This window comes from Verrucomicrobiota bacterium JB022, from assembly GCA_030673845.1.
Taxonomy (GTDB): Bacteria; Verrucomicrobiota; Verrucomicrobiia; order Opitutales; family Oceanipulchritudinaceae; genus WOUP01.
In genome coordinates this window covers 230,218-254,946 of record JAUTCQ010000015.1, presented here as the reverse complement: position 1 = coordinate 254,946, position 24,729 = coordinate 230,218, and the positions used below count along the sequence as shown (strand labels likewise).

The 24,729-nt window shown below is 58.2% G+C and carries 20 protein-coding genes, 1 tRNA gene and 1 pseudogene; 11 read left to right on the top strand and 11 right to left on the bottom strand.

Features of this window, described 5'->3' with window-relative positions; all coding sequences use genetic code 11:
- Positions 1-46 precede the first annotated feature (46 nt).
- From Q7P63_11645 to Q7P63_11635, 3 genes are read left to right on the top strand one after another with little or no spacing between them, the layout of a single operon-like run.
- A complete protein-coding gene (locus tag Q7P63_11645; protein ID MDP0500738.1) occupies positions 47-1,654 on the top strand; it encodes a site-specific DNA-methyltransferase in 1,608 nt (535 codons plus the stop codon).
- Between the two features lie 5 nt (positions 1,655-1,659).
- Positions 1,660-4,257 (top strand): DEAD/DEAH box helicase family protein, encoded by a 2,598-nt coding sequence (locus tag Q7P63_11640; protein MDP0500737.1) that lies wholly within the window; start codon positions 1,660-1,662, stop codon positions 4,255-4,257.
- Between the two features lie 34 nt (positions 4,258-4,291).
- Positions 4,292-6,607 carry a hypothetical protein gene (locus tag Q7P63_11635; protein ID MDP0500736.1) on the top strand — a complete coding sequence of 772 codons (2,316 nt, stop codon included), beginning with the start codon at positions 4,292-4,294 and terminating at the stop codon, positions 6,605-6,607.
- Positions 6,608-6,772: 165 nt separating this feature from the next.
- On the opposite strand, the gene Q7P63_11630 is transcribed toward Q7P63_11635, so the two are convergent.
- Positions 6,773-6,862: transfer RNA gene (locus Q7P63_11630), tRNA-Ser, on the bottom strand.
- Between the two features lie 119 nt (positions 6,863-6,981).
- Here Q7P63_11630 and Q7P63_11625 point away from each other — a divergent pair.
- Both Q7P63_11625 and Q7P63_11620 read left to right on the top strand, forming a co-directional pair.
- Entirely contained in the window at positions 6,982-7,791 is an 810-nt protein-coding gene (locus Q7P63_11625) for a DUF115 domain-containing protein (GenBank protein MDP0500735.1), read from the top strand.
- Between the two features lie 66 nt (positions 7,792-7,857).
- Positions 7,858-8,709 carry a DUF115 domain-containing protein gene (locus Q7P63_11620; protein MDP0500734.1) on the top strand — a complete coding sequence of 284 codons (852 nt, stop codon included), beginning with the start codon at positions 7,858-7,860 and terminating at the stop codon, positions 8,707-8,709.
- 6 nt (positions 8,710-8,715) lie between these two features.
- On the opposite strand, the gene Q7P63_11615 is transcribed toward Q7P63_11620, so the two are convergent.
- Entirely contained in the window at positions 8,716-9,429 is a 714-nt protein-coding gene (locus Q7P63_11615) for an energy transducer TonB (protein MDP0500733.1), read from the bottom strand.
- A 236-nt stretch (positions 9,430-9,665) separates the two neighbouring features.
- On the opposite strand from Q7P63_11615, the gene Q7P63_11610 reads away from it, so the two are divergent.
- A complete protein-coding gene (locus Q7P63_11610) occupies positions 9,666-10,976 on the top strand; it encodes a hypothetical protein (protein MDP0500732.1) in 1,311 nt (436 codons plus the stop codon).
- A 47-nt stretch (positions 10,977-11,023) separates the two neighbouring features.
- Positions 11,024-11,728, top strand: a complete 705-nt coding sequence (locus Q7P63_11605; protein ID MDP0500731.1) for a tail fiber protein — start codon at positions 11,024-11,026, stop codon at positions 11,726-11,728.
- Between the two features lie 59 nt (positions 11,729-11,787).
- On the opposite strand, the gene Q7P63_11600 is transcribed toward Q7P63_11605, so the two are convergent.
- The 7 genes from Q7P63_11600 to Q7P63_11570 form a co-directional block, all read right to left on the bottom strand.
- On the bottom strand, positions 11,788-12,624 hold the full coding sequence (locus Q7P63_11600) for a cytochrome c oxidase assembly protein (GenBank protein MDP0500730.1): 837 nt from the start codon (positions 12,622-12,624) through the stop codon (positions 11,788-11,790).
- Between the two features lie 107 nt (positions 12,625-12,731).
- Positions 12,732-13,082, bottom strand: coding sequence for a cytochrome C oxidase subunit IV family protein (locus Q7P63_11595; GenBank protein MDP0500729.1), 351 nt, complete (start codon positions 13,080-13,082; stop codon positions 12,732-12,734).
- A 3-nt stretch (positions 13,083-13,085) separates the two neighbouring features.
- Positions 13,086-13,703 carry a heme-copper oxidase subunit III gene (locus tag Q7P63_11590; protein MDP0500728.1) on the bottom strand — a complete coding sequence of 206 codons (618 nt, stop codon included), beginning with the start codon at positions 13,701-13,703 and terminating at the stop codon, positions 13,086-13,088.
- Positions 13,704-13,734: 31 nt separating this feature from the next.
- A complete protein-coding gene (ctaD, locus tag Q7P63_11585) occupies positions 13,735-15,774 on the bottom strand; it encodes a cytochrome c oxidase subunit I (GenBank protein ID MDP0500727.1) in 2,040 nt (679 codons plus the stop codon).
- 17 nt (positions 15,775-15,791) lie between these two features.
- Positions 15,792-16,976 (bottom strand): cytochrome c oxidase subunit II, encoded by a 1,185-nt coding sequence (gene coxB, locus Q7P63_11580; GenBank protein MDP0500726.1) that lies wholly within the window; start codon positions 16,974-16,976, stop codon positions 15,792-15,794.
- A 21-nt stretch (positions 16,977-16,997) separates the two neighbouring features.
- Entirely contained in the window at positions 16,998-17,909 is a 912-nt protein-coding gene (gene cyoE, locus Q7P63_11575; protein ID MDP0500725.1) for a heme o synthase, read from the bottom strand.
- Positions 17,910-17,922: 13 nt separating this feature from the next.
- The gene (locus Q7P63_11570; GenBank protein MDP0500724.1) at positions 17,923-18,960 is read right to left on the bottom strand and encodes a COX15/CtaA family protein; all 1,038 of its coding nucleotides are present in this window, start codon (positions 18,958-18,960) and stop codon (positions 17,923-17,925) included.
- Positions 18,961-19,434: 474 nt separating this feature from the next.
- Here Q7P63_11570 and Q7P63_11565 point away from each other — a divergent pair, with 474 nt between their 5' ends.
- Complete coding sequence (locus Q7P63_11565; protein ID MDP0500723.1) at positions 19,435-20,268, top strand: SCO family protein; 834 nt, start codon at positions 19,435-19,437, stop codon at positions 20,266-20,268.
- Positions 20,269-20,281: 13 nt separating this feature from the next.
- Entirely contained in the window at positions 20,282-21,193 is a 912-nt protein-coding gene (locus Q7P63_11560) for a hypothetical protein (protein ID MDP0500722.1), read from the top strand.
- On the opposite strand, the gene Q7P63_11555 is transcribed toward Q7P63_11560, so the two are convergent.
- Entirely contained in the window at positions 21,194-21,415 is a 222-nt protein-coding gene (locus Q7P63_11555) for a hypothetical protein (GenBank protein MDP0500721.1), read from the bottom strand.
- 120 nt (positions 21,416-21,535) lie between these two features.
- Here Q7P63_11555 and Q7P63_11550 point away from each other — a divergent pair, with 120 nt between their 5' ends.
- A complete protein-coding gene (locus Q7P63_11550) occupies positions 21,536-22,228 on the top strand; it encodes a hypothetical protein (GenBank protein MDP0500720.1) in 693 nt (230 codons plus the stop codon).
- A gap of 75 nt (positions 22,229-22,303) precedes the next feature.
- On the opposite strand, the gene Q7P63_11545 is transcribed toward Q7P63_11550, so the two are convergent.
- The gene (locus Q7P63_11545; protein MDP0500719.1) at positions 22,304-23,308 is read right to left on the bottom strand and encodes a PEP-CTERM sorting domain-containing protein; all 1,005 of its coding nucleotides are present in this window, start codon (positions 23,306-23,308) and stop codon (positions 22,304-22,306) included.
- Positions 23,309-23,594: 286 nt separating this feature from the next.
- Here Q7P63_11545 and Q7P63_11540 point away from each other — a divergent pair.
- Positions 23,595-24,659: pseudogene (locus tag Q7P63_11540) on the top strand (homocysteine S-methyltransferase family protein).
- Positions 24,660-24,729: the final 70 nt, after the last annotated feature.

The following is a 24,729-nucleotide window of genomic DNA, read 5'->3' as shown; positions in this document are numbered from 1 at the left end:
TTACTCCGGGCTTCACATCGCACCCAGAAGCGGTGATAACCGGAGAATGCCGGAGTTAAACTGGATAGGTAAGTCAGCAGTCCGCAACCACCTGAAGGAGGTCCCAACCCACCTTTTGGAGCCAGCCAAAGAGCTCAGTTGCGGAGATGAAGACGGCAACTTGATTGTCGAAGGCGACAACCTCTTAGCCCTTCAGGCATTACTTCCCCGCTACGCAGGCAAAGTGAAGTGCATCTACATCGACCCACCTTACAACACCGGCAATGAAAGCTGGGTCTACAACGACAATGTCAATGCGCCAGAGATTAAGCGCTGGCTTGGTAGAACGGTAGGCAAGGAAGCAGAGGACTTGAGCCGCCATGATAAGTGGCTCTGCATGATGTATCCGCGCCTTCAATTGCTCAGAAAATTTCTGAGTGAAGACGGAGCCATCTTTATATCCATCGACGATAACGAAGTCGCCACACTTCGCATCTTGATGGATGAAATCTTTGGGCGAGACAATTTCATCGCGACTATTCTGTGGCAAAAGATCTTTTCACCCAAAAACAGCGCAAAGTATCTTTCAGAAGACCACGATTATATAGTACTATATTCACTGAATGCTGAAAAATGGCGACCGAATCTTATTCAACGAGCTGAATCAGCAATATCTAGATATAAAAACCCTGACAACGATCACAGAGGACCGTGGACTTCGGGAGACATACAAGCCCGGAACTACTACTCAGAGGGCACATATTCAATCACCTGCCCATCAGGTCGCGTTATAGAAGGACCGGGCAAAGGCATGTATTGGCGATTTTCCAAGCAGAAATTCGCTCAACTAGATGCTGAACAACGCATTTGGTGGGGACCCACAGGTAACAATATGCCTCGACTGAAACGGTTTCTTTCAGAGGTAAAGCAAGGAGTAGTACCCCAAACACTGTGGTTTCATCAGGATGTAGGGAACACACAAGAAGCAAAAAAAGAGCTTCTCCAACTTGTTTCTTTTGAAAGCTCGAATGATGTATTTATTACCCCAAAACCCACTCGCCTCATTCAGCGAATTCTACAAATTGCGAGCGACGGCCCTTCCCTCATCCTCGACAGCTTTGCCGGAAGTGGAACGACTGCGCACGCCGTCTTGAAGCAGAATGCAGAAGACCAAGGGGACCGAAAATTCATCCTGGTGGAGATGGAGCCCAATATCGCACGCGATGTTACGGCTGAGCGCGTGCGGCGCGTCGTAGAGGGCTACACCGACAGCAAAGGCAACCGAGTAGAAGGGCTTGGCAGCGGCTTCCAATACTGCCGCTTGAGCAATGAACCACTGTTCCAGCCAAGCGGTGCGATACGAGACGACGTCACCTTTGCTCAGCTTGCCGAATATGTTTGGTTTATTGAAACCGGCGTAGGCTATACGGGCACAAAAGCCACCTCCCCTCTACTGGGAGTTCACGACAAGCGAGGTATCTACCTGCTCTTCAACGGCATTCTCAAAGATCGCAAGCCGAGCGGCGGCAATATCCTGACTTCAGCGATTCTTGCATCCCTCCCGCCTCATGACGGCCCCCGCGTGATCTACGCCGCTGGCAATCGCGTCCCAGCCGCCCGCCTGCAAGAAGCTGGCATCATCTTCAAGCAAACTCCTTACGACCTCCACCGCTAGCGGACATGCAACTAAAGCACTACCAATCGAACCTGCTCGAAGACTTTGCGAACTATTTGGACGCATGCCGCACCCTTGGAGATCCCGGAGCAGCCTTTGAGGCCGAAACACGGAAACATTTCGGAGTAGGCATCCCTTATCGTCCCTTACCCAACCGGGAAAGCAATTCCGCAGCATCCGAAACGCCTTTTGTTTGCTTGCGCGTCCCCACAGGTGGCGGGAAGACCTTTATCGCGGGGCACGCCATCGAACGAGTTTGCCGCCACTACTTGCCCAGCGACTATAGCCTGACGCTATGGCTTGTCCCAACCGAGCCCATCCGCGAACAAACACTTGCCGTCCTCAAAGATCCCGCCTCCCCTATACGACGGAGCATCCGCGATTCGCTAGGAGAATTTACGGTGATGGAAGTCTCCGAAGCGGTCCGTATTCAACCCGCCACGTTGGACAGCAGCCACGTGATCGTCGTGAGCACGATGGCCGCCTTTAAGCGAGACGATACCGGCAGCTTGAATGTCTATAAGGAGAACGGGGATCTAATGGCGCACTTCTCCGGCATTCCGGATGCGGCCGCCAAAGGCCAGCATTCTTTTGTGGATATGCTTCGCCTCAGACGGCCATTTGTCGTCGTAGATGAAGCGCACAATCAAGGAACTCCTTTGGCGCTGGATACGATCAGCCATTTCCGCCCTTGTGCGGTATTGGAGCTGACAGCGACGCCTGACAGAGCGACCAATCCTAGCAATGTGCTGCAAAGTATCTCGGCAAGCGTCCTTCAAGCTGAAGACATGCTGAAGCTGCCCTTAGAGGTTGCAGTTCAAGAAGACTGGCAAGTCGTATTGCGTGAAGCCCTTGCGCAGCGCAACGCCCTGGAGCATGATGCCCAGAGCGAGGCCAAGCTTACGGGCGAGGATATCCGCCCTACCCTGCTCATTCAGGCGGACAAATCTTATTCAAATCGCGAGACCATGACTCCCGAACGAGTCAAGCAAGAGCTGGTGAGCAACTTCGGCGTCTCGGAAGCTGAGATCGCGATTGTGACCGGCAAAACCGATGAGCTCGGAAAGAGGCGGATCGGCGATTTCGACTTTCCTCGTATCATCATCACAGTCGACAAGCTCCGGGAAGGTTGGGACTGCCCGACCGCCTATGTGCTGATGACATTCCGCGACAGTGCCAGCTCTACGGCCATCGAACAGCTTGTGGGCCGAATCCTGCGCATGCCACACGTCAAGCGGAAGCAAACGGAGCGCTTGAATCGCGCCTACGCCTACGCTTGCTCCAACCAATTTAGTGCCGTCCTGGGAAGCCTGAGAGACGGCCTCGTCCAAAACGGCTTTGAGCGGATGGAAGCCAAAGACCTGATTCGCCCGGCGTATCAGATCGAGCTTGGCTCGCCAAAGGAACCGGAGGAAACGCCCTTCGAGCTGTCGCAGGAAAACGGGCGCATGATTTTACCCAATCTCACCGCCCTTAGCAGCACCGAGCAAAAACGAGTCGAGCTAACGCCCGAAACAGGACGGATGGTAGTGCGCGGGCCTATTACTGCTCAGTTCCGCAAGAAGCTGATCGCAGCGATGCCATCTAAGCAATCTCAGGACAATCTTGCCAACCAGATCGACACTCTAGCCCCTCTTGCTCTCCCAGCATTTAAGAAGACTCCGAGCGATGCGGGAGAAGCTTGGAGCCTCCCAACGCTCATATATCACCAAGGAGATTTTTCAGGTAAGCTTGAGCCGGATTCACTTCTTCAGGGCGACTGGGAAATCTCCACCTTTGACCCCATCCTGACTGAAGCAGAGTTTCCGACCAAGACGGAGGACCTACAACGGGCACGCTTGAGTATCACGCAAGAGGAGACTGTCACGGCCTCTGAATATGAACGGATGGAAGCTCAGCTAAGCGCTCTCCTGACCGAAAAAGGCTGGGATATCTTGGCGCTCACTTCTTGGATTGACCGCAATACTACATTCTCCTACGTTACCCAAGACCAAAAGAGAGCTTGGCTGCTCAGGGTGCTTCAAGAGTTGACCGAACATCGTGGCCTAAGCATTGAAGAGCTCGCTTTTCGTAAATTCCGCCTAAGAAAAGCCATCGAAGAGAAGCTGAAGGCAGGCTTGGAGAAGGTTCGCCAGCAGGTCTTCGAAGAATGGGCGGCCCTACCCGGCATGATCACCGTCGAACAAAACGACGATCCCGCCTTCGCCTTCCGCCAAGGACGCTACGCCTTTGATTACGCCTATAGCGGCTACTTCAAATTCCAGAAGCACTTCTTCCGTCAAATCGGGAACCTCAAAAGCAGCGGAGAGGAATTTGAATGCGCCCAGTGGATCGACAACCACCCAAAGGTAAAATGGTGGATCCGAAACGTAGAGCGCAAAGCCGGCGCCTTCTGGCTGCCAACCTCCCGCAACAAGTTTTACCCCGACTTCCTCGTCCAACTCCACGACGGGCGAATCATGGTCGTCGAATACAAAGGCGCGCATTTGGCTTCTAACATTGACCAGCAAGAGAAGGCCAAGGTCGGCGAGCTCTGGGCTGAACGCAGCAGCGGAAAGTGCTTGTTTGCGATGCCGACTCGGGGCTTCTTGCCGACGATCTAATATCTTTCCACTACTCGGCGAGAGGCCAAATCCAATGCCAGAACTAAATCTGCAGAAGCTACACCCCGACACTCATATAAGTCGCGTTAACAACACCTCTATTCATTACTACCTAATCTGTGAAAAACCCACAATAACCATAGAAGTACCTGACGATCTCAGACATCATCATCTGAGCTACATACCTAGACTGCCCAAGAATCTTCTTCAAATAAACCAGCCAATTAGCTACCAAAGAATGCTCGCATCATACGGCTGGCCAGATCCCGTTAACTTCGGCTGTATTTTCAAGGAAGATCTAGACATAGCACTCCATCAAACACTATCCTATCCAATAGGATCTTACGTAATACTTTGCGCATGCGACGTATTCGCTCATATAGATACAATAAAATCCGCACGAGCACCCGTTATAATAGTACCAAGCGCGAAAAAGGACCTGAACAATCAGCTTACCGAGCACTGCCGCCGACACAACATACCTAGCGCATCAAACCTCCAAGAAATATTACAATTCATTAGCGCTCAAGCAGCAACGATAGAAGACTCTAATTGGGACGAATCAAACGCAACAAACAACAAAGAACTCTCGGCCTTCCTAGACTTCCACCAGTACAATTCAACCTTAGACTTTCGCGCTTGCTCAAACAACCTTCACCAAATTATGCAACTCTTCGGAGCTTTCAGCTTTCGATGGAATATACCCAACAACGATATAAGCAGCAGAACATATCACCTAGCACAAACCCATCACTTAACCAAAGATGCGCTCTTTCAGATTATTCGCCCAAGAGAGAATGAAAAACTTCAACAACGGGTCTGTTCTTCAATCATTGCATCCCCTTCCATCAACCGCAACTTCGTCGAATGGATAAGATCTTTGCATAGAGAGTTTCCGCCCGAACTAAAGGAACAGTTCAGAATATTCAAGCACCTAAGACTGCTGGAACAAGACCACGCTACTTACTTATGTACTACTGAGCGAATAGGCACTGAAGAACCTTTACCTGAAATAGCCATATATGCAATGGAAGCCAAAGCAGACTACGCTAACTATATAGATTTTGTTGGCTATTTGCACAGCAGCTTTGAATGCTCTCCCTACCTACGCCTACCACTAAAAGGTTCTTCCTTAAACGATGCCCTAAGCTATTTTCATCCAGACAAATACCCATCCAATCCGACCCCCAAATCTGTTCACCGCAGGATAGCCAGAACTGGAAGTTTGCTAGCCAATGCGATTGCAACGGAGACAGCAATTGAAATACAGAAAAATACAACATCTATAGTCGCTATTTCGGACTTACCCATTGAATGGACTAGACTCAACGGCGTTCCTTTATCCTTCCTTAAAGACGTATGTCGCATTCCCGAAACCGGTCCTACAAACATCCTTAACCATTTTAACAGAAACCTACATAGCTACTTTGAAATCGGAGAGGATCTACCATCTAAAACTCTTGTCGTTTGTGGCACATCGCCAGACGATCCGATTGGACAAGTATTCGCAAAGGCGACCAAATCACTCAAAGGGCCATGGCGCCTTTGCTACTGCGACACTTTGGATTCCTTAATAACAGAGATAAATGCATTCAGACCTCAACTTCTAATCCTCGATACACACGGAAGATATACTTCGAACGAAACCGGAACCGAATTGCAGATTGGCAGTGATAGATTAACGGGAGATATAGTCGCCGATCAGTTCCCACAGATCCCTCTAGTAATCCTTAGCTCATGCTGGGGCGCACCCCTCTATGGCTGCACCAACACAATAGCCCACGCGTTTTTCGAAACCGGTACATACGCATTGACATGCTCTCTATTGCCCGTGGACATCGCGCTGGGAACTATGTTATATTGCAGGGTCTTAAACAACCTTACCTACCTATCTAAAAAGGCAACCCATTCAACATGGAACGAATTCATTAGCCATGTAAACAGAACGTCATATTTATCAAACTTAGTGCAAGCTTGCGCCAAAAAGAATGGGAACTTTCTTATACCTGAAATTTACTTGAGAAACCATACTGAGTGGTCAACAAAATTGATGTTTCCTCATCGCCGAGAAATTACATACAAAGATACGTTTGAATACATTCTCAAGAGCGCAAAGCCTGGATTTATAAAAAAAATAAAACCGCTACTCCAAAGCGGCGCATTTTTACCAGAGTTTCTACTCTATACCACATTTGGCAGAGCCGATTTAATTCGTTTCAAAAACTACGCCGACAAATACTATCTCCCATCTGAGCCCCCACCGACGTTTGGCGAGCTGCACAAGCAAAGGGAAGAATATGTTGCGTCCGTCAGCAGCACGAAAGTAAGGGAGGCCGGAGCTCAAGCATAGTCGCAGAATTAGCTCCTGCACGACACGAATTGGCTTTGGATAGGCAAATCGTGATTCACGCCGTCCCTCGCCTCTCGACGCCATATTCTTAGTTTCATTCTTAGATAGGCACTTCCCAGAAACAACAAAACCCGCAATTACTTGCGGGCTAATGATTTAGAAACCTGGCGGAGAGAGAGGGATTCGAACCCCCGGTACCCTTGCGGGCACTTCTGATTTCGAGTCAGACCCGTTCGTCCACTCCGGCATCTCTCCGTGACAGGGTTTTGGTGCGAGGACGTAGTGTGCACCAAAACGTAAAGGATCGACTTTTTCTGGCGGGTTGGCAAGAAAAAGTCGTGGCAACGTGATAGGTTTGCCCGCGAGGTCGCGCTATGATCCAGTTTTTACGCCAGATCAAACACCAGTGGCACCTGCGCCGTCAGGAGATGGGGCGGGAGCTGGAGCTGCAGCAGCGCCGCAACTGGCAGCAGCTGGCCGCGCTCAAGGGCAAGCACCGGGGGCAGCGGGCGTTTGTGATCGGCAACGGGCCGAGCCTGCGCATCGCCGACCTGGAGCGGCTGCGGGGCGAGATCACCTTCGCGACCAACGGCATCGTCAAGGCCTTTGATCAGACGGATTGGCGGCCGACTTATTATGTGATGGTCGACCACCTCAACGCGGAAAATTTCCGCCCGCTGGTGATGGCCGCCCAAGGGCCGCAGAAACTGTTCGCGTTTGACCTGTTCGAGCACTACCGCGAAGACCCGAAGGCGCTGTTTTTCCGCAAGAGCCCGCCTCCGGCCGACGAGGAGCCCCCACCCTTTTCCTATCAGCCGCAGGCGCGCGTAAGCACGGGCTGCACCGTCACCTACGACTGCCTGCAGTGGGCGGTCTTCATGGGTATCAAGGAGATCTACCTGCTGGGGGTCGACTGGGATTACCAGTATGCCAACGACGCGGTGGCCCGGCAGTCGGGCGAATACACGATCCGCGAGCAACAGGATTCGCGCAACCACTTTCTCCCCAACTATTTCGAGCCCAACCAGCGTTACCTGGAGCCGCTGGTGAGCAAGCAGTATGCAGCTTACCGGGCTGCCCGACGCGAGATGGATCAGCGCGACTGGAAGATCGCCAACGCCAGCCGCGGGGGCAAACTGGATGTTTTCCCGCGCGTGGACTTCGACGCGGTGGTGCCGAAATAGAGTTTTGCCCGCCGCCCGCTTCCTTGCCGCCTTGCCTCGGCTCAGGCAAGGGCTATGATGCGCGCCATGAGTGGTCTATTGCTGTCTCCATGGCGATTGGGGTGTCGGGTGGCCCGAGCGGGAGCGCGTCGGGTAGCCGGGGCGGGCAATGGCCTGCACCACCGGATGCAGCTCGCGGGCGTGCCTTTTTCGGATAACGACTTTCGTCTGCTCGACCTGAAGGGCAAGCACGCGGGGCAGCGCGCCTTCATAATCGGCAACGGGCCGAGCCTCCGCACGACCGATCTCGACCGCCTGCAGGGCGAGGTGTGCTTCGCCGCCAACAAGATCTTCGTGGCTTACAAGGAGACGCCTTGGCGGCCCAGTTACTACTTCGTGGCCGACGAGCTTTCGGCGCTCAACTGCATCCGTGAGCTGCCCCACCTGCAGGAGCCGCGCTTCTACCCCTACGACTTGCTGCACCACATCCCGCGTTATCATGGTGCGACGTTTTTCCACCGCCTGCAGCCCCGGGAGCCGCGCGACGATACGCCGTTTTCGCACAACCTGCTCGCCGGTTCATGGGAGGGGCAGACCGTCACCTACCACATGATCCAGTTTGCCGTCTGGATGGGCGTAAAGGAGATCTACCTGCTAGGGATCGACTTCAACTACCCGCCCCCGCCCAAGACGGACGACACCAAGCGCTTCGGCAACTACGAGATCCATGTCGCCGCCGGGCAGCAGAGCCACTTCAGCAAAGACTATTACCAGCCGGGCGACATCTTCAAAGGCCCGCGCCTGGAAGAGCAGGAGATCGCCTACCGCCACGCGCGCACCTATTGCGAGCTCCACGGCATCCGCATCGCCAACGCCACCCGCGGCGGCAAGCTCGAGGTCTTCGAACGCGTGGATTTTGACGCGGTGGCAGGGAGGTAGGAAGGCCTACTCTACCGGCGAAAAGTTAAACCGCTGGCGTGCTTGGACGATGGTGGGGCGGCCGTTGATGGTGGGGGGCTCGAAGCGCCAGTCGAGCAGTGCCGTATAGGCGGTGGAGATGAGGGTGAGGTCGCCTTCCCAATCGGTGACGACGGGTAGGCGCACGTGGCCTTGCTCGTCGACGTAAAAGCTGACGGTGGCGTGGCCGTCGAGACGGCTGCCTTGAGGCGCGATGGCTTGCGGCTCGACGACGTGGAGCGGCTCCAGCGGCTGGTCGAGTTGGGTGAGCTTGGCCACGCGCGATTTGGTCTGCGCGGTGGGCCCCAGGCTGTTGATGAAGGCGCCCGCCATCTCGCCCACGCTGAGGCTGATGACGTCGTTGTAACGGAAATCGACCCGCACGAGCAGCCCGCTTACGACCGGCTCGCCGTCTTCGCGCGCCGCCTTGAAGCGCCAATCGCCGATGCGGTGCCGCAGGTGGTCGACAAAGCCCTCGTGTGTTGCCGCCAGCGCCAGCCAATCGGTCAAGCTGCCATTGGAGTCGATTTCGAGCTGCAACACCACCGAGCCTTCAAAGATGCCGTAGCGCGTCAACTGATCGGGGTAGCGGATGGCGTCGGCGTTTTGCAGCTTGGGCGGCGTAAAGCCTTCGGGGGTGGCCGCGTGAAGAGTGCCCAGCAGGCATGCGGCGGCAAAAAGGAGGGAGCGTAGAGTCTTCATGGGGGTTAGGGGCGTATGCTCATAATACGCATTTCTCCCCCCAGCTCAAGTGAAAGCCACCGTCGCTTGATCGTTATGGACCTCACTGCGCAGTCGGCCAAAACAAGCGCCTCAATAAATAGAGGGATAACCTTGACTATATTAGGCGTTGGATTTCAAATCTGCCGGCCCGGCGTCCCGCAGCTACCAAGCGTTCGCCGCAGGCCCTTCCACCTCGTCTCTCACTAAGCAAACCGATGTCTACACCTTCCTGGGACTATTTCCAACGGGTCTTCACCCTTTCGATGTACGCCAACAAACTGATCCCGTATCGCAGCACGGCCGAGCTGCTGACGGAGCAGTTACAAGTCGCCCTTTCTCAGATCATGGACATGCAGGGCTCCGGGCCCGCCTCATACGTGCTCCAGCCGAGCTCCGACTCCATCTCCACCATCGGCAACTGGAAGCTGGAATGGGGCCCACTAGTCAAGGGCCCGGAAACCGACAGCGGCATCCCACAAAACGCCGTCTTTGTCGCCTCCTCGACGGATGCCGCACCCGCCGGGCAGGGCATCATGGGCCAAAAAGTCTACGTGGTCGCCATCGCCGCCACCAACCCATACTCGATGATCGACTGGATCGTTGAGGATGGGTTGGTCGACAAGGTGGTCGATTTCACGACCTTCGAGCCTCAGGACATTCAGGACGCCGACCGGCCCAACGACGCGACTACGCCCTACATCTCCAAGGGTACCGCACTTGGGGTCAAAGACATCGCCACGCTGTATCCGCACAAGGGCGCACTGGGGGTCAGCGAGACGCTGGTCGACTTCCTCAGCTCGATCCCGGCAGACGATGCCGGCACCGCCACGCTCATTTTCACCGGCCACAGCCTCGCGGGCGCACTCTCCCCCACCCTGGCCGCTTATCTGCAGCGCAAGGGTCTGCTCGGCAAGTTCGGGCAGGTGCTGGTCTTCCCGACGGCAGGCGCCACCCCGGGCAATGGCCAGTTTGCGGGCTATTTTGCGGACAACTTCAAGCCGGTTTCGACCGATCTCGACGCTGCCTACGCAAGCTGGAACGTGATGCACTGGAACCACCTCGATGTGGTGCCCCATGCGTGGGCGACGGCGCCATCCAGCCCCGCCAACATGACGCAAATCGAAAGCCTCTACGGGGCACCCGGCTCTTTGCTTGCCCCCCAACTCGAGGTGATCGTGGGCAAGGCTGAAGGCCGGGCGAACAGCTCGGGCATCACCTACACCATGTTGCCCAACCAGCCTTTTACTAACTCGACCGTGGTCGGGCAGATCCCCCCTTACGACCCCAACGGGAAGGAGCTGGATATGCCGCTCAACGGCCTCCCGGCCTTTCTGCAGGAGCTGGGCTGGCAACACGTGGGCGCCTACAGCCATGCCTACCTCAATGGGAACGAGGAAGTGAAACTCATCCTCCCGGGGCCGATCGAAAACCAGCCGGGCTATAAGCTGTTGCCGGGCGTCACTTATATGAGCCCGGAATCGGAGATCGAAGCCATCGTCGACTACATCCTGCACCACCTGCTTTAGAAACCTCCAGACAACGTTTCAAAACCCACCTCAAATCCACGGACACTATGGGACCTAGCGACTGTTTCTACCTCGGCGCAATTTCGATTTGCGCCAACACCTACCCCCCGCGCGGCTGGGCGTTTTGTTATGGCCAGATCCTTCCTATCGCTGGCAACGAGGCCCTGTATTCCCTGCTCAGCACCAACTACGGAGGAGACGGACGCACCACGTTCGCACTTCCTGATCTGCGTGGCCGCCTACCCTTATGCACCGGGAGGGGAATCGCACTCACGGAGCGCTTCCTGGGGCAGATGATCGGGCAGGAGGAGACCCAGCTCGATCCGACCCAAATGCCTCGCCACACTCACCAAGCCGTCGCCGCTACTGGCGAAATGAAGGCCAAAACCGGCGGCATCACCGTCAATATCACCACCAGCTCCACGCTGAATGCCAGCGATCAAAACGCGACTCAGACCGCCGCCACCCCCGGGGCAAGCCTTGCCACCGTCGGAGACAATGGTCGCAGCTTTAACGCCTACGAGACGTACAATCAAAATACGCCGAACGTGAACCTGCACGCGGACTCCGTCAACGTAACGGCGACGGGGATAATTTCGACCGATGCGAACGTTATCGGGGAGATTGAAGTGGCAAACGGCTACACAGGCGGAAACGAAACAGGCCAAACAGAGCCATTCCCAATCATGCCCCCCTGTCTCGGTCTCAACTTCGTGATCTGCATCGAGGGCTTGTATCCACCTCGGACCTGAACCGGCAGGTTGAGGGAGAGGGTTACGCAGCTCTCTCCCCCTTTTTCGACCCCGCCACCTTAGGCAATATGGTGGCGCGTGGTCGTAGCGATGCGCACGCGCGTGGGCGTGAGGTTGTCTTCGCTCTCGCGCTGCCAGAGGATGAAGGCGTAGGCGATGAAGCTGAGCGAGAAGACCATGTTGGCCACCTTCATGATGAGGCCGCCCAGGCGCTGGTCTTCCAAGGGGTCGAGCGCGGCAAAGAGGCGCGGCGCATACTCGTAGGTGGTGTAAAAGACGTCGGGCGCGAAGGTGAGGATGGCGAAGAGCGGGATCTGCACCACCATGAGCAGGAATAGATACAGCATCTGCAACCCGGGATGCAGCCGGGGGAGTAGCACGCTGCGCCCAATGATCGGCCAGCACATGAGCACTGAAGTGACGAACATCGTCAGGTGCTCGAGCGTGTGCACGTCCTTGTGGCGCAGGGCCAGCTCGTAGAGCGCGGGGGCGTGCCAGCCGTTGAAGACTGCCGTGAAAAGGAACCCGGCCACCACGGGGTGCACAAAAAACCGCGCCAGCACCCGCAGCGTGCGCGAACGATCCAGAATCCCGTCGACCAGCCACTCCGGCAGTGCCCAGATGGTGAAGAGCGGCGTGAGGTACATCAGGATGTTGTGCTGCAGCATGTGGGCGCTGAACAGGAAGTTCTCGCCCGCCGCATCGAGGGGGGACCCCACCGCGAGGTAAAAGCTGAGGATCGCCGCTCCAAACCACCACGCTTCTCGCTTGGGGAACTTGACCTCCGGGTCGATCCAGCGGCGCAACGGCCCCACCAGCACGGCATAGAGCCACACGACCAGCAGGATGCCGCCGATCAGGAGAGGCTCGTTATGCCAGTGGGTCCACCGAAGCATGGAGAAATGTAACTGGGATTGGTTCTCTCACCAAGGTCACAAAGGCACAAAGGAGAAAGGAATCTATCGCGGTACGCCTTCGTGTTCTGGCGAGGTATTCACCGTCTCTAGAACGTCGGGGCGCCGTTCGGGTCTTGCTGGAAGAGGAAGAACAGCGCGATGACGGTGCCGCCAGCCAGGAGCAGGCCCAGGCAAAAGAGCAGCGTCAGCAGGATCTTATCCCACCGCAGGTGCATGAACCACCAGCAGACCGCCGCAAACTTCACTACCGAGAGCACAGTCAGGATGGTGAAAACGATCCAACCGGCAATCGGCAGGTACACGATGACCAGCTCGATCATCGTGATGAAGGCGAGCGCCATCGCAACCGCGTTGAAGGTAAAGTACTTCTGGTTTTCCTCGATCAGGTGGTGATCGTCCACCTTGTGCGTCATCGTGGGCTGGGCAGAGTGGCTCATAGCTTAGAAGTTGAGGTATTCAACAAGGTAGACGGCGGTGAAAATCACGATCCAGACGATGTCCACAAAGTGCCAGTAGAGGCCCGTACTCTCGATATCGAGCGCATTTTGCCTCCCATGCCACGGGGTGAAGGTATGGACCAGGTGAGCCGTGAGCCAGAGCACCCCGATGGCCACGTGCGTGCCGTGAGTGCCCGTGAGCAGGTAGAAGGTCGACCCGAAGATGTTGCTGTCGAGCGTCAGGTGCTTGTGGTGCACGAAGTGACTGAACTCGTAGACCTGACCGGCAAGGAAGACCAACCCGCCGAAGATCGTCGCCGCCAGCGCGATGCGGACCATCTTGAGGTTGCCTTTGTGGGCCGAAGAGACGGCCAGCGCCATCGAGAATGACGAGGCGAGCAGCACGAACGAGCTGATGCCGGTGAGCTCGATGTCGAAGATCTCGGGCGGGTTCACCACGTCGGGATATACCCGGCGGTAGATGAGGTGCGTCGAGATGAGGGTGCCGAAGAACATGCAGTCCGACGCGAGGAAGGCCCACATGGCGAGCTTCTTGTTCTCGATGCCGGTGTTGGTCTGCTTCAGCTCGGTGAGCGGGTCGGCGGAGGCGGGGTGTGCCATGAAAGATGCGGGAGAAAGGGTTGCGTGAGGTTTAGTGACCGGAGTGGCCGTTGGGCTCGGGGCGCGTCGGAGCGGTGCGCAAGACGGTGCCCATTTCGTCGTCCTGGATTTCACTGGCGGGCGGGTGCACGTGGAAGCCGCCCGGGCCCTCATAAGCCCAGCCAAAAGCGGCAAAGAGCGTCAGCGCCAGGCCCGGCACGGTAAACTCCCAGATCGAGAAGTCGCCCTCGGGCAGCATGCCGCCGATCAGCGGGAAGGCCTCGCGGGGCTGGCCGAGCACCACCATGCCGAAAGCGGCGATGAAGAGCCCGATCGAGAGGATCAGCGGCCACCAGCTCTGGTCGGGCATGTGGATGCCGTGGTCGTCGGGGGCCAGCTTTTCCATGCGGCGCTCGGGCTTGCCGTGCTTGCTCTCGAAGAACTGGTCGCGGGCGTGCACGATGGGCGTGTAGGCAAAGTTGTAGAACTTGGGCGGGTTGTCCGTCACCCACTCCAGCGTGCGCGCGTCCCAAGGGTCGCGGCCCGACTTCTGGCCCTTCTTGAGGCTGTAGATCACCTGTGCCACAAACATCAGCACGCCAAAGCCGAGCATGAACGCCCCGATGGTGCTCCAGAGGTTGGGCCCGTTGAGGCCCAGTTCGGTCTGGTAGGTGTGGGTGCGGCGCGGCATACCCGTCATCCCGAGAATGTGCATGGGGAAGAAGGCGAGGTTGAAGCCCGCGAACATAGTGTAGAACACCAGCTTGCCCCAGGTCTCGCTCATCATGCGCCCGGTGACTTTCGGGAACCAGTAATACATGCCCGAGAAGAGCGCGAAGATGGAGCCGCCGATCAGCACGTAGTGGAAGTGCGCCACCACGAAGTAGGTGTCTTGCTGCTGGGCGTCCACGGGCGGCGAGCTGTGCATGATGCCGGTAAAGCCGCCGAGCATGAACATCCAGATAAAGCCGACCGCAAAGAGCATCGGCGTGGTAAAGGTGATGCGACCGCCCCACATCGTGCCGATCCAGTTAAAGATCTTCACCCCGGTGGGGATCGAGATCAGCATGGTGAGGAAGGCGAAGGCGCTCGTGGCGACCACCCCGAGGCCGGTCGTGAACATGTGGTGGCTCCACACCGCAAAGCCGAGGAAGCCGATGACCGCGCCGGAGAAGACCACCAGCGGGTAGCCGAAGAGCGGCTTGCGCGAAAACACCGGCAGCACCTCCGAGATGATGCCCATCGCGGGCAGGATCAGGATGTAGACCTCCGGGTGACCGAACACCCAGAAAAGGTGTTGCCAGAGGATCGGCTTACCCCCGCCCAGCACGTCGAAGAACATCGTGCCGAAGTGGCGGTCGAACATCAGCTCGACCAGCGCAATCGTAATCGCGGGGAAGGCCAGGATGATAAGGAAGCTCGTGATCAGCGTCATCCAGGTGAACAGTGGCAGGCGCATCATGCTGAGGCCCGGCGCGCGCATGTTCAGGATGGTGGTGATAAAGTTGAAGGAGCCGACGAGGGAGGCGATACCGAGCACCTGCAGGCTGAGCACCCAGAAGTCGGTCGCCATGTCGGGGCTGAACTGGCGGCCCGTGAGCGGCGCGTAGCCAAACCAGCCCATATCGGGCGCCCCGCCGAAGAACCACGAGAGGTTGAGCAGGATGCCGCCGAGGATAAACGTCCAGAGCCCGAGCGCGTTGAGCCGCGGGAAGGCCACGTCGCGCGCGCCGATCTGCAACGGCATGATGTAGTTGAAGAACGCCGTGCTGAGGGGCATCACCGCCAGGAAGATCATCGTCGTCCCGTGCATGGTGAAGAGCGTGTTGTACGTCTCCGCCGTAATCAGCTCTTGCTCGGGGCGGAAGAGCTGGAGACGGATCAGCAACGCTTCCACGCCGCCCACGAGGAAGAAAAAGAGCGCGGCCACCGCGTAGGCGATGCCGATCTTCTTGTGGTCGACGGTGGTGAGCCAGCCGACGAGGCCGTCGGGCTTCAGCGGGCGTTTCCAGATGCCGGTGTGCTTCGGCTCGTCGTGCGTGGAGCCGGGCTGCGGGTGCGAAAGGGTGTCGGGGCTGTGGGTAGAGGCCATGGCGCAGGCGGCAGGTGTTACTTCAAATTGTAAAGGTAGGCGACGAGGGCATCGACCTGCTCGTCGGTCAGTTTTTTCTCGATCAGGCCCTCCATCACGAGCGAGTTCTCGTGCGTGGAGCGATCGTAGCTGTAGAAGCCGTGCCACATAAAGTTGCCGGGCTTGACGGCATTGGGCTCCTTGATCCAGCGGTGCAGGTCTTCGTTGTGCACCTGGCCGTCGCGGACCTCCCAGTCGTTCTCAAACCAGCCGGCGGCAATGGTGCTGCGAGCGGCAAAGTGGGCGAGGTTGGGGCCTTGGCTCTGCACCATCGGGTCTAGGCTGTGGCAGGTGGCGCAGTTGGCGGCAAAGAGCTGGGCCCCCTGCTCCACTCGCTGCGGGTCCACCCATTGCTCCCGAGCCAGCGCGGGCAGCGGACCGCCCTGGCCGGACGCCGTAGTGGCCTTCGCCTGGTGGCGGCGCCATTCGGTGTATTTCTCCGGGGAGACGGCGTGTGCGCGGAAGAGCATGTAGGCATGGCTGTCGCCGCAATATTCGGCGCATTGCCCCCAGTATTCGCCCTCTTCGTCGGCCACAAACCAGAGGTGATTGGTCTGGCCGGGCATGAGGTCCTTCTTGCCTGCCAGCTTGGGCAGCCAGAAGCTGTGGATCACGTCATTGGCGTGCAGGTTGATCTGCACCGGGCGGCCAACCGGGAAGACCATCTCGTTGGCCGTATAGAAGCCGCCTTCCTCCGGATACTCGAAGCTCCACCACCATTGGTAGCCGGTGACGTTGATCACGAGTGGCTCTTCGTCGAAGGCCTTGGCCGGCAAGCGCTCCTTCAGCACGATGCCGGCGAAGGTCGGGAAAGCGATCACCACCAGCACGGCGGCGGAGACGATGACAAGGCCCACCTCCACCAGCGGATTGCCGTGGCTTTGCGGCGGGATGAAATTGGGGTCGTCGTTGGGGCGGCGGCGGAACTTCACCAGCACCCAGGCCAGCGCGCCGCCCACCACTACAAAGAGGCCCAGCGTGACCCAAAGGATCAGGTAAAACGTGTCGGCCTGGTCTTGCGCTACCATGCCCTTGGGGTCGAGGGCCGATTGCTGCGCTTCGAGGTTAAAGAGGCCGTGCTCGGTGTAAAGACATTGCGGGACGGCAAAGGCGAAGACCACCAGCAGCGCCGCGATCCAGATACGGGGCAACCATTTGCTCATAGGGAGAAGACAGGAAAGCGGTTAGAGAAAGAAGCGGTCGACCACGAGGGCCGAGAGATAGAGCGGCAGGTAGACGATCGTCGCGAAAAACAACGGGCGCGCCGTCGCCGTGCGCTCCGATGCCTGACGCCAGAACTGCCAGGCAGGGCGCAGCAGGTAGGCCCCCAGCAGAGCCGCGCTCACGCCGAGGAACCAGCCAAACTCGCCCTCCATCAGTGGCAGGAAGCTTACGCCCACCAGCAGCACGCTCCAGATAAAGGCCTTGCGCGCGGTGCGACTGCCGTCGGCGTCGACCAGCGTCAGCATCTTGAAGCCGCCCGCCTTGTAGTCTTCGCGGCAATTCCAGCAGATGGCCATGAAGTGCGGGATCTGCCAGGTAAAGAGCACTGCGAACAGCACCCAGCCCATCGCGCTGAAGCCCGCGCCCGCCGCCACCCAGCCGATCAGCGGGGGGAGTGCGCCGGGGATCGCGCCCACTTCGGTCGACCAGGGCGTTACCTTCTTCAGCGGCGTGTAGGCCAGCACATAAAGCAACACCGTGGCCGCCGCGAGCAGGCTGGCCGTGAGGTTAACGCCCAAGGCGAGGCAGGCGACTCCGCCAAGGCTCAGGCCCGCACCATAGGTAAAGGCGGCCATGGGCGAAACGCGGCCCGAAGCCACCGGACGATTGGCCGTGCGGCGCATCCGGGCGTCGGCATCGCGCTCGGCCCACTGATTGAGCGCACCCGCGCCACCCGCCGCCAGGCTCGTGCCGATCAGCAGGCACCAGAAGACGCCTTGGTCGACCTGCGGACCCGCCGCGAAGTAGCCAAGCACGGCAGTCAGGACCGACATCAGGCTCAACCGCGGCTTGGTCAGCTCGAGGTAATCGCCTAGACGAGACTCGCCCGCCACCGAAGTGGCCGGCGCCAAAGTTTGACCGGTAGAAGACATAAAAATGGGTAACTCAGGAGCGCGAGGAGATGGCTGGGGTTGGCCATGTATCGGAAGACTCACTATTAGCAGGACTAGCAGAAGCTATAAGATCATGAGCAGATTCCCGTCGCGAAAGCAAGGGTTTGGCGAAGGCAAAAACCGAAACCCACGTTACACTAAGGAATAGCGCGCCATTCAGGACGTGCAGGGTCGTCTGGATCGGCGCGCGAATGCTCCAGATGACGCTCGCACCGAGCAGCACCTGAACGTAAACCAGCACCAGCGAGGCCAGCGCAAAGCCCTTCATCGCCATCGTGGTGCCTGGGGTGCGCCAGACGCGCCAAGCCCAGACGTGCGCCAGCAAAAAGATGCACAGCGCGAGGGTGCGGTGGGTCATATTAATGCCCGTCGCCCAACTCCAGGAGGCAGGCAAAAGGCTGCCGTCGGCCGTGGCAGCGGGGAAATACGGGATCGCCATCCCCACCCCATCATGGCGGAGGACGGAGCCCACGGTGAGCTGGGCCAGAGTCAGGAGGATGAGCACGGCACCGAGGCAGCGCTGGCCAAACCATGCGCGACTCTGCTCGGGCGTCACCTCGATCTGCCGCCACCAGCGCGAGCAGGAGACCGCCACCGAGGCCAGGATACAGAGGAAAATCTGCGCCGTGATGCCATGCACCATCGCCAAATCTGTATTGACCAGCAGCACACGCGCGCCGCCCAACAGGCCTTGGAAGATCACAAAGGCCAACGCCAAAATGGCGAGACGACGCACCCACTTCCGGCCCTCCCGCAACTGTGTCCACACGACGAGCCCAATGCAGAGGCTGCCGACCGTCGCGCCCAGGAGGCGGTGCCCGTGTTCGGCCATCATGGCCTGGTCGGTCGTCCACCCGGGCGGGTTGAGCGAGCCGTTGCTCAAAGGCCAGTCGGGGAACACCATACCGGCGCCGATCGTCGTGGTGAAGCCGCCCGCATAGAGCAGAATCAACGTCACGGCAAAGCACAGGAAAGCATAACCGCTCAGCCAGGGCTGGAACTCGACCGTTCTGTGAGAGGAAGACCGCAAAGCAAATCAGACGAAAGGGGGTGATCGCCGGTAGCAGCGCTTTCGTTCCGCATCAGATAAGCTACTTCTGCCGTCATGACCAGCACGAACTTGTATTAACAGCGTCGCTAATGAAATGTAAAAACGCCATTAACGAGGCTGAGCGAAATGCACCCTGCCCCACCGTAGCCGGATTTGCTTGAAATAAGAGGCAGATTGACTAAATTAAAGTCTTAGAAAGGACCCCGGCTGGAAACCGGGGAGTGACGACCAAGTTAGGCTTTGGTTGCCACGATCAGCAGAAGCAGAATGACCATCGCGAATAACAACGATGGATCCATACTTACCACCTCCTTTCTAAGAACAGTGTCACCGTCATTGGTGACACTTTTTCTTTACCAGAAACACGGAACAAACGTATAGCAAAAATGTTCGCTTCCCGTGCCAATCCGGTTTCCTTTGCACGCGGGGCGGTTTGGTGGTAAAGGTGTCGGCATGAAACCCCTTCTGCAGCTGGCTGCGCTGCTCCTGGTGTCCGCTCCCCTCGTTCATGCTGCGGAGCAGGTCTCCGGCACTTTCCAATCGGTGGACCGCGAACAAGGCCGGGCCGTGCTCGAACTCGAAGATGGCGAGACGGTGGCCGTCCGCCTCGGCGCGGGCGATGCGGCGATCTACGAAGCAGGCGACCAGATCGAGGCCGAGCTGGCGAAAATCGGCTCGATCACGCGACTGCAGGCCGTCTGGCCCGCCACGCCCAACGCCCAGGGGCAAATTACGTTGATGGCCGACCAGCTGCAGCGCGATACCCTCCAGCGCGGACGCAAGGCCTTCCGCAACACGGGCGAAAAGATGCCGCGCTTTGCCCTCTGGGATAATAACGGCAACCTCTTCCTCGGCGAGAGCCTCAAGGGCCAGTATGCCGTCATCAATTTCATCTTCAGCCGCTGCCCCGACCCCAACATGTGCCCGGCCGCGACCGAGCGAATGAAGGCCTTGGACACGCTGCTCGACGACGCGGGGCTCGACGATGTGAAGCTGGTCTCGATCACGCTCGATGCCGATTACGATACGCCCGGCATCTGGACCGCGTATGCCGAAAACAAAGGCGTCGACCTGTCGCGCCACATTTTCCTCAGCGGGCCCAGCTCGGTCACCCGCAACCTCACCAAGCAGCTCGGCGTGCTGGCCGAGGAAGACGAGCAGAACATCATCAAGCACACGATGACCACTACGTTGGTCGACCCAACCGGTACCATCATTTACCGCCTCCCCGGCACCATGTGGTCGCCCGAGGTCTTCGTGAAAAAGATTCAGCAAGACCGCAAATAACCCCGCCTGCCCCATGCGCCCCTTCCTCTCCATCGCCCTGATCACCGTCGGCTGCGCCGGCGCGTTTGCCGTCGTCCGCACGCTTCCGGTCGAAAAATGCCAGATCCTGCACTACGGCGACTACCTCAACGAACAGGGGGCGATCGAGGGCTGCGGCTTTGAAGAGGTGGACTTTTTCGACCTCGGCGCGCTGCGTTTTCCGCTGACGACCTCCGTCCAGCCGCTGAACGAGCTACGCGTCGACGAACCCGCCCAGGTGCGCCTGCAGCTCCAGACCGTCAGCGGCAAGCCGGTAAGCTACGAAGATCTCGCGATCAGCCACACCAAGCGACTCCACTGCATGGTGGTCGACCAAAGCGGCCGGGATTACCAGCACGTGCACCCGCAAGGCCTTGGCGCAGGGGGCGAGTATCTGCTGGAGTTCCAGCCGCGGCTACCTGGCACCTACCACGTGTTTCTCGACTTTGTGATGCTGGAGACCGGCCGGCGCATCCTGCTGGCCGAGCAGGTGGAGGTGACGGGTAACGAGCATCCCCTCGCGCATCCGGCGGTCGACCTTGGCCAATCGAGCGACCATGGCGACTACGACCTGCGCCTCTCCGCCAACCACGACGGCGAATTTCGCCCCAACGAGACCTACGAGTTTACACTGCAGGTGACGCCTGAGGGCGACGCGCCCCTGCGCTTCCAGAAGATCATGGACAGCTTTGCCCACGTCGTGGCCTTCGATGCCGACAAGCGCGGATTTGCCCACCTGCACCCCGTCTCCGCCGACCTCGCCTACGTGCAGCAAGACGAAACCACCGAGCACCCCGACCTACGCTTCAATTTCCGCCCCGACCGCCCCGGCAACTACATCGTCTGGGCCCAAACGAAGCTCAACGATCAGGAGATCTACAGCGCGTATCGGATGACGGTGCGGTGATCACTTTGCCTTCTTTCGCGTGACTTTATACACTTCGCCCTTCTGGTCGTAGGTGGTCCATTCGCCGATTTGATTGCCGGCGGAGTCGAAGTGGCCGGAGCGTAGCTTGGTGCCGTCTTTGCGGAACCACTCCCAGTAGCCGACGGGCGTCCCACCAAGGCGTTGACCACGAGCCCAGAGCGAGCCGTCTTTGTGGTATTCGAGGTGTTCGGCGGAGTCCATAGTAGCAGCAGCGAAGGCAGGACCGACTCTGCAGGCAAAGCCTGACGGCCTCAAGCTTTCACTGCGGAAACCGCGCGTCAGAATTTGCCCCCGGGAGCGAGGAAGGGCATCTTGAGGGTCATGAAGTGGATGACACGGGCGACCTTGATCGGAGCGGCGACGATCACCGCAGTGGGCGGCTATTTCTGGTGGGCCGGCACCCATACGCTGGAAACGCTGGTGCACGAAAACCAGGCCTTGCAGCGCGCCTTGAGCAATCTGCAGCAGGAAGAGGTGGTCGCCTACCTGCGTGTGCTACCACTGGAGGTTGAACCGACGATTACCGAACCGCATCTGCGCGTAGTGCTGCAAGAGCCTGCGAGCAGGGAGGCGATGCCTGAGCCCGAGACCCATACCATCTTCGGGCGGCAAGTCTACCTGGAGGGTGTGGTGGTGAAATTCGATAACCAGTTGGTATCGGACGGTGAAGAGCGGGCCCTGCTGCTGTGGCGGCGCGTATTTGGGGATGATGAAAAACCAGCCGAAGGAGCGGACTTATTTCATGAAACTTCCAGCATTCCTTCACGCTATCGGGAAGCGTTTTCAGCCGTGCCCGAGCGGGTGAACCAGCAATTCTGGTCGCAGATCTGGGAACACGCCCACGATGCCACCGCCAAAGATACGGAAGGCATCGTCGCAATCTACGGCAGCAGCGTGAGTATCGAGCCCCGCCCGGAGACGCTCTACGTGGTGCTTTTTACCGCTCAAGGGCAGCTCTATCTGCGCCCTGCGGCCGAAATGCCCCAAGGGTTGCGCCCAGGCTCGGCCCGATAGACCTTTGATTTGGGGCACAAAAAAGCCGCCCTGATGAACAGAGCGGCTGAAAATCCTGTTTACCTGAAGCCGATTTTAGCTGCGGCGACGGCGGTAGACCACGAGGCCCAGCGCCAGTACGCCCGCAAACGCGGCGTAGGTGGAGGGTTCCGGCACGACTGGGCCGCTAACCGTGAAGCCAGCGACATCTTGCCAGGAATCACCAATACGAATCTCGTCGAAAGCCCACTCGCCCGGTGCGCGCTCAGCATTACCGCTGCCAGCTTCCACACCAAAGGCATACATGCTGATGGGCTGGACAACGCCGCCATCGGCATAAACGAAGCTAACGTAGCCGTCAGACGTACCGTCAACCTGCGGGTTTACCCAGAAGCTGATGGTGGAGGTGACCATATCGAGTTCAGCGACAATGAAGTCCACCGAATCAACATCAGCCCCGCTCATAACACCGTTGGCGTCCTTGAAGCCCCAGGCGCCCCAGCCGTTATTTTCAGCATTATTCCCGTTGGTGCCGAACAAGCCCAACGCGCCGTTATCATTATTGGTCGGTTGATGCGGGATACGGAACCCAGCCGGGCGGGGGTAAGGGTTCATATAAGTACCGGGGGCGGCCAATCCGTTGAGGCCCGTTTCCGGAGTGATCTGACCTTGGCGCTGGCCCAGAAAAGAAATATAAACCTTACTGGCAGAGTTGACTGCAGTAGCGGTGTCCGTGCTGAAATTAAGGCGGAAAGCTGAATTGGCACCGCCCGCTGCGTTGACCCCGTGGCCACCTACAGCCGTGAACGAACCCGGATAATTGCTCGGGTACTGCAGACCGGCGGAGTAATACTTGGAATTTTCGACCTGAGTTTTGTTGTTAAGCGTCCAGCCGCCACTGAAGCCATAACCACTGGAAGCAACCGCACTCAGATCCGTAGCATCAGGCGCGTTAAAGGTGGGCAGCGCATTGAGCGTAGGGTTATCGAAGCCTTCGTAGGCGAAAAGTTCGGCGTTGGCAGTGGAGGCAGAGCCAAGCAGGGCGACAGCCGCAGCGACACTGGACCAACGAAACAGACCGAGACATTGGGGTAGTTTCATGGATAAACTATTGAGTAGTTAGAGTTGATCTACCTGAGAAGGAAGATGTAACGATTATGTACCGAGTTCATGGAACGGTGCAAGAAATTTTCTGTCGTTCATGAAGCCTTGCCCCCGAATCCGATGAACTAACCCCAAGTATGGGAGGGTACCAGCCCGTGTCCAACACTTCTTTTGCGTCGAAAATGTAAAAACTTGACCAAACGTCTAAATCGCGACACTATTGACAGTTGGTTGCCACCTGCCCCGCTTGACAACATATCATCAGATTTTGATGATATGATTTATGACTGACCAATCCAATGCCCAGCGCGTGAAGGCACGCGAAGCAGCCCTGCGCAAGCTTTTAAGCCAGCGCATCGTCTTCCTCGACGGGGGGATGGGTACCGAGATCCAGCGCTACAAGCTGGAAGAGAACGACTTTCGCGGCGAGCGCTTCCAGGACCATGAGGGCGACCTCAAGGGCAACAACGACCTGCTCGTCATCACCCGCCCCGATGTGATCGCCAACATCCACCGCAGCTTCCTCGAAGCCGGCAGCGACATCATCGAGACCAACACCTTCAACTCCACCAGCATTTCGCAGGCAGACTACCATCTGGAGCACCTGGTGCCGGAGCTGAACGTGACGGCCGCCCAGCTGTGCCGCAAGGTGGCCGACGACTTTATGGCCGAGCACCCGGACCGCCAGGTGTTCGTGGCCGGGGGCCTCGGGCCGACCAACCGCACGGCCTCGCTCTCGCCCGACGTGAACAACCCTGGCTTCCGCGCGATCAATTTCGAGCAACTGAAGACCGCTTATTACGAGCAGGCCAAGGGCCTCGTCGAAGGAGGCGTCGACACGCTCCTGATCGAGACGATCTTCGACACGCTCAACGCCAAGGCCGCCATCTTTGCCTGCTACGATCTCTTCGACGATCTCGGTTACAGCCTGCCGATCCAGATCTCCGTGACGATTACCGACCGCTCGGGCCGCACGCTGAGCGGGCAGACGGTCGAGGCGTTCTGGGCCTCCATCGCGCACGCCAAGCCCCTGAGCGTAGGCCTCAACTGCGCGCTCGGGGCAGCTGACATGCGCCCGCACGTAGAGGACTTCCACCGCCTGGCCGACTGCTACACCAGCTGCTACCCCAACGCGGGCCTGCCCAATGCCTTCGGCGAATACGACGACACTCCGGCCAACATGGCGGGCGTGCTGGGCGAATTCGCCGACCAAGGCTGGCTGAACGTCGTCGGCGGCTGCTGCGGCACCCGCCCGAACCACATCAAAGCCATTGCCGAGCGCCTCAAGCAAAGCCCCGTCCGCCAGATCCCGAGCTTCGAACCTGTCATGCGCCTGAGCGGTCTCGAAGCCAGCGTCATCCAGTAAATCAAAATTCGAGCAGGAGTTCAGGGAGTAAAAGGAGTCCAAACATCTAAAG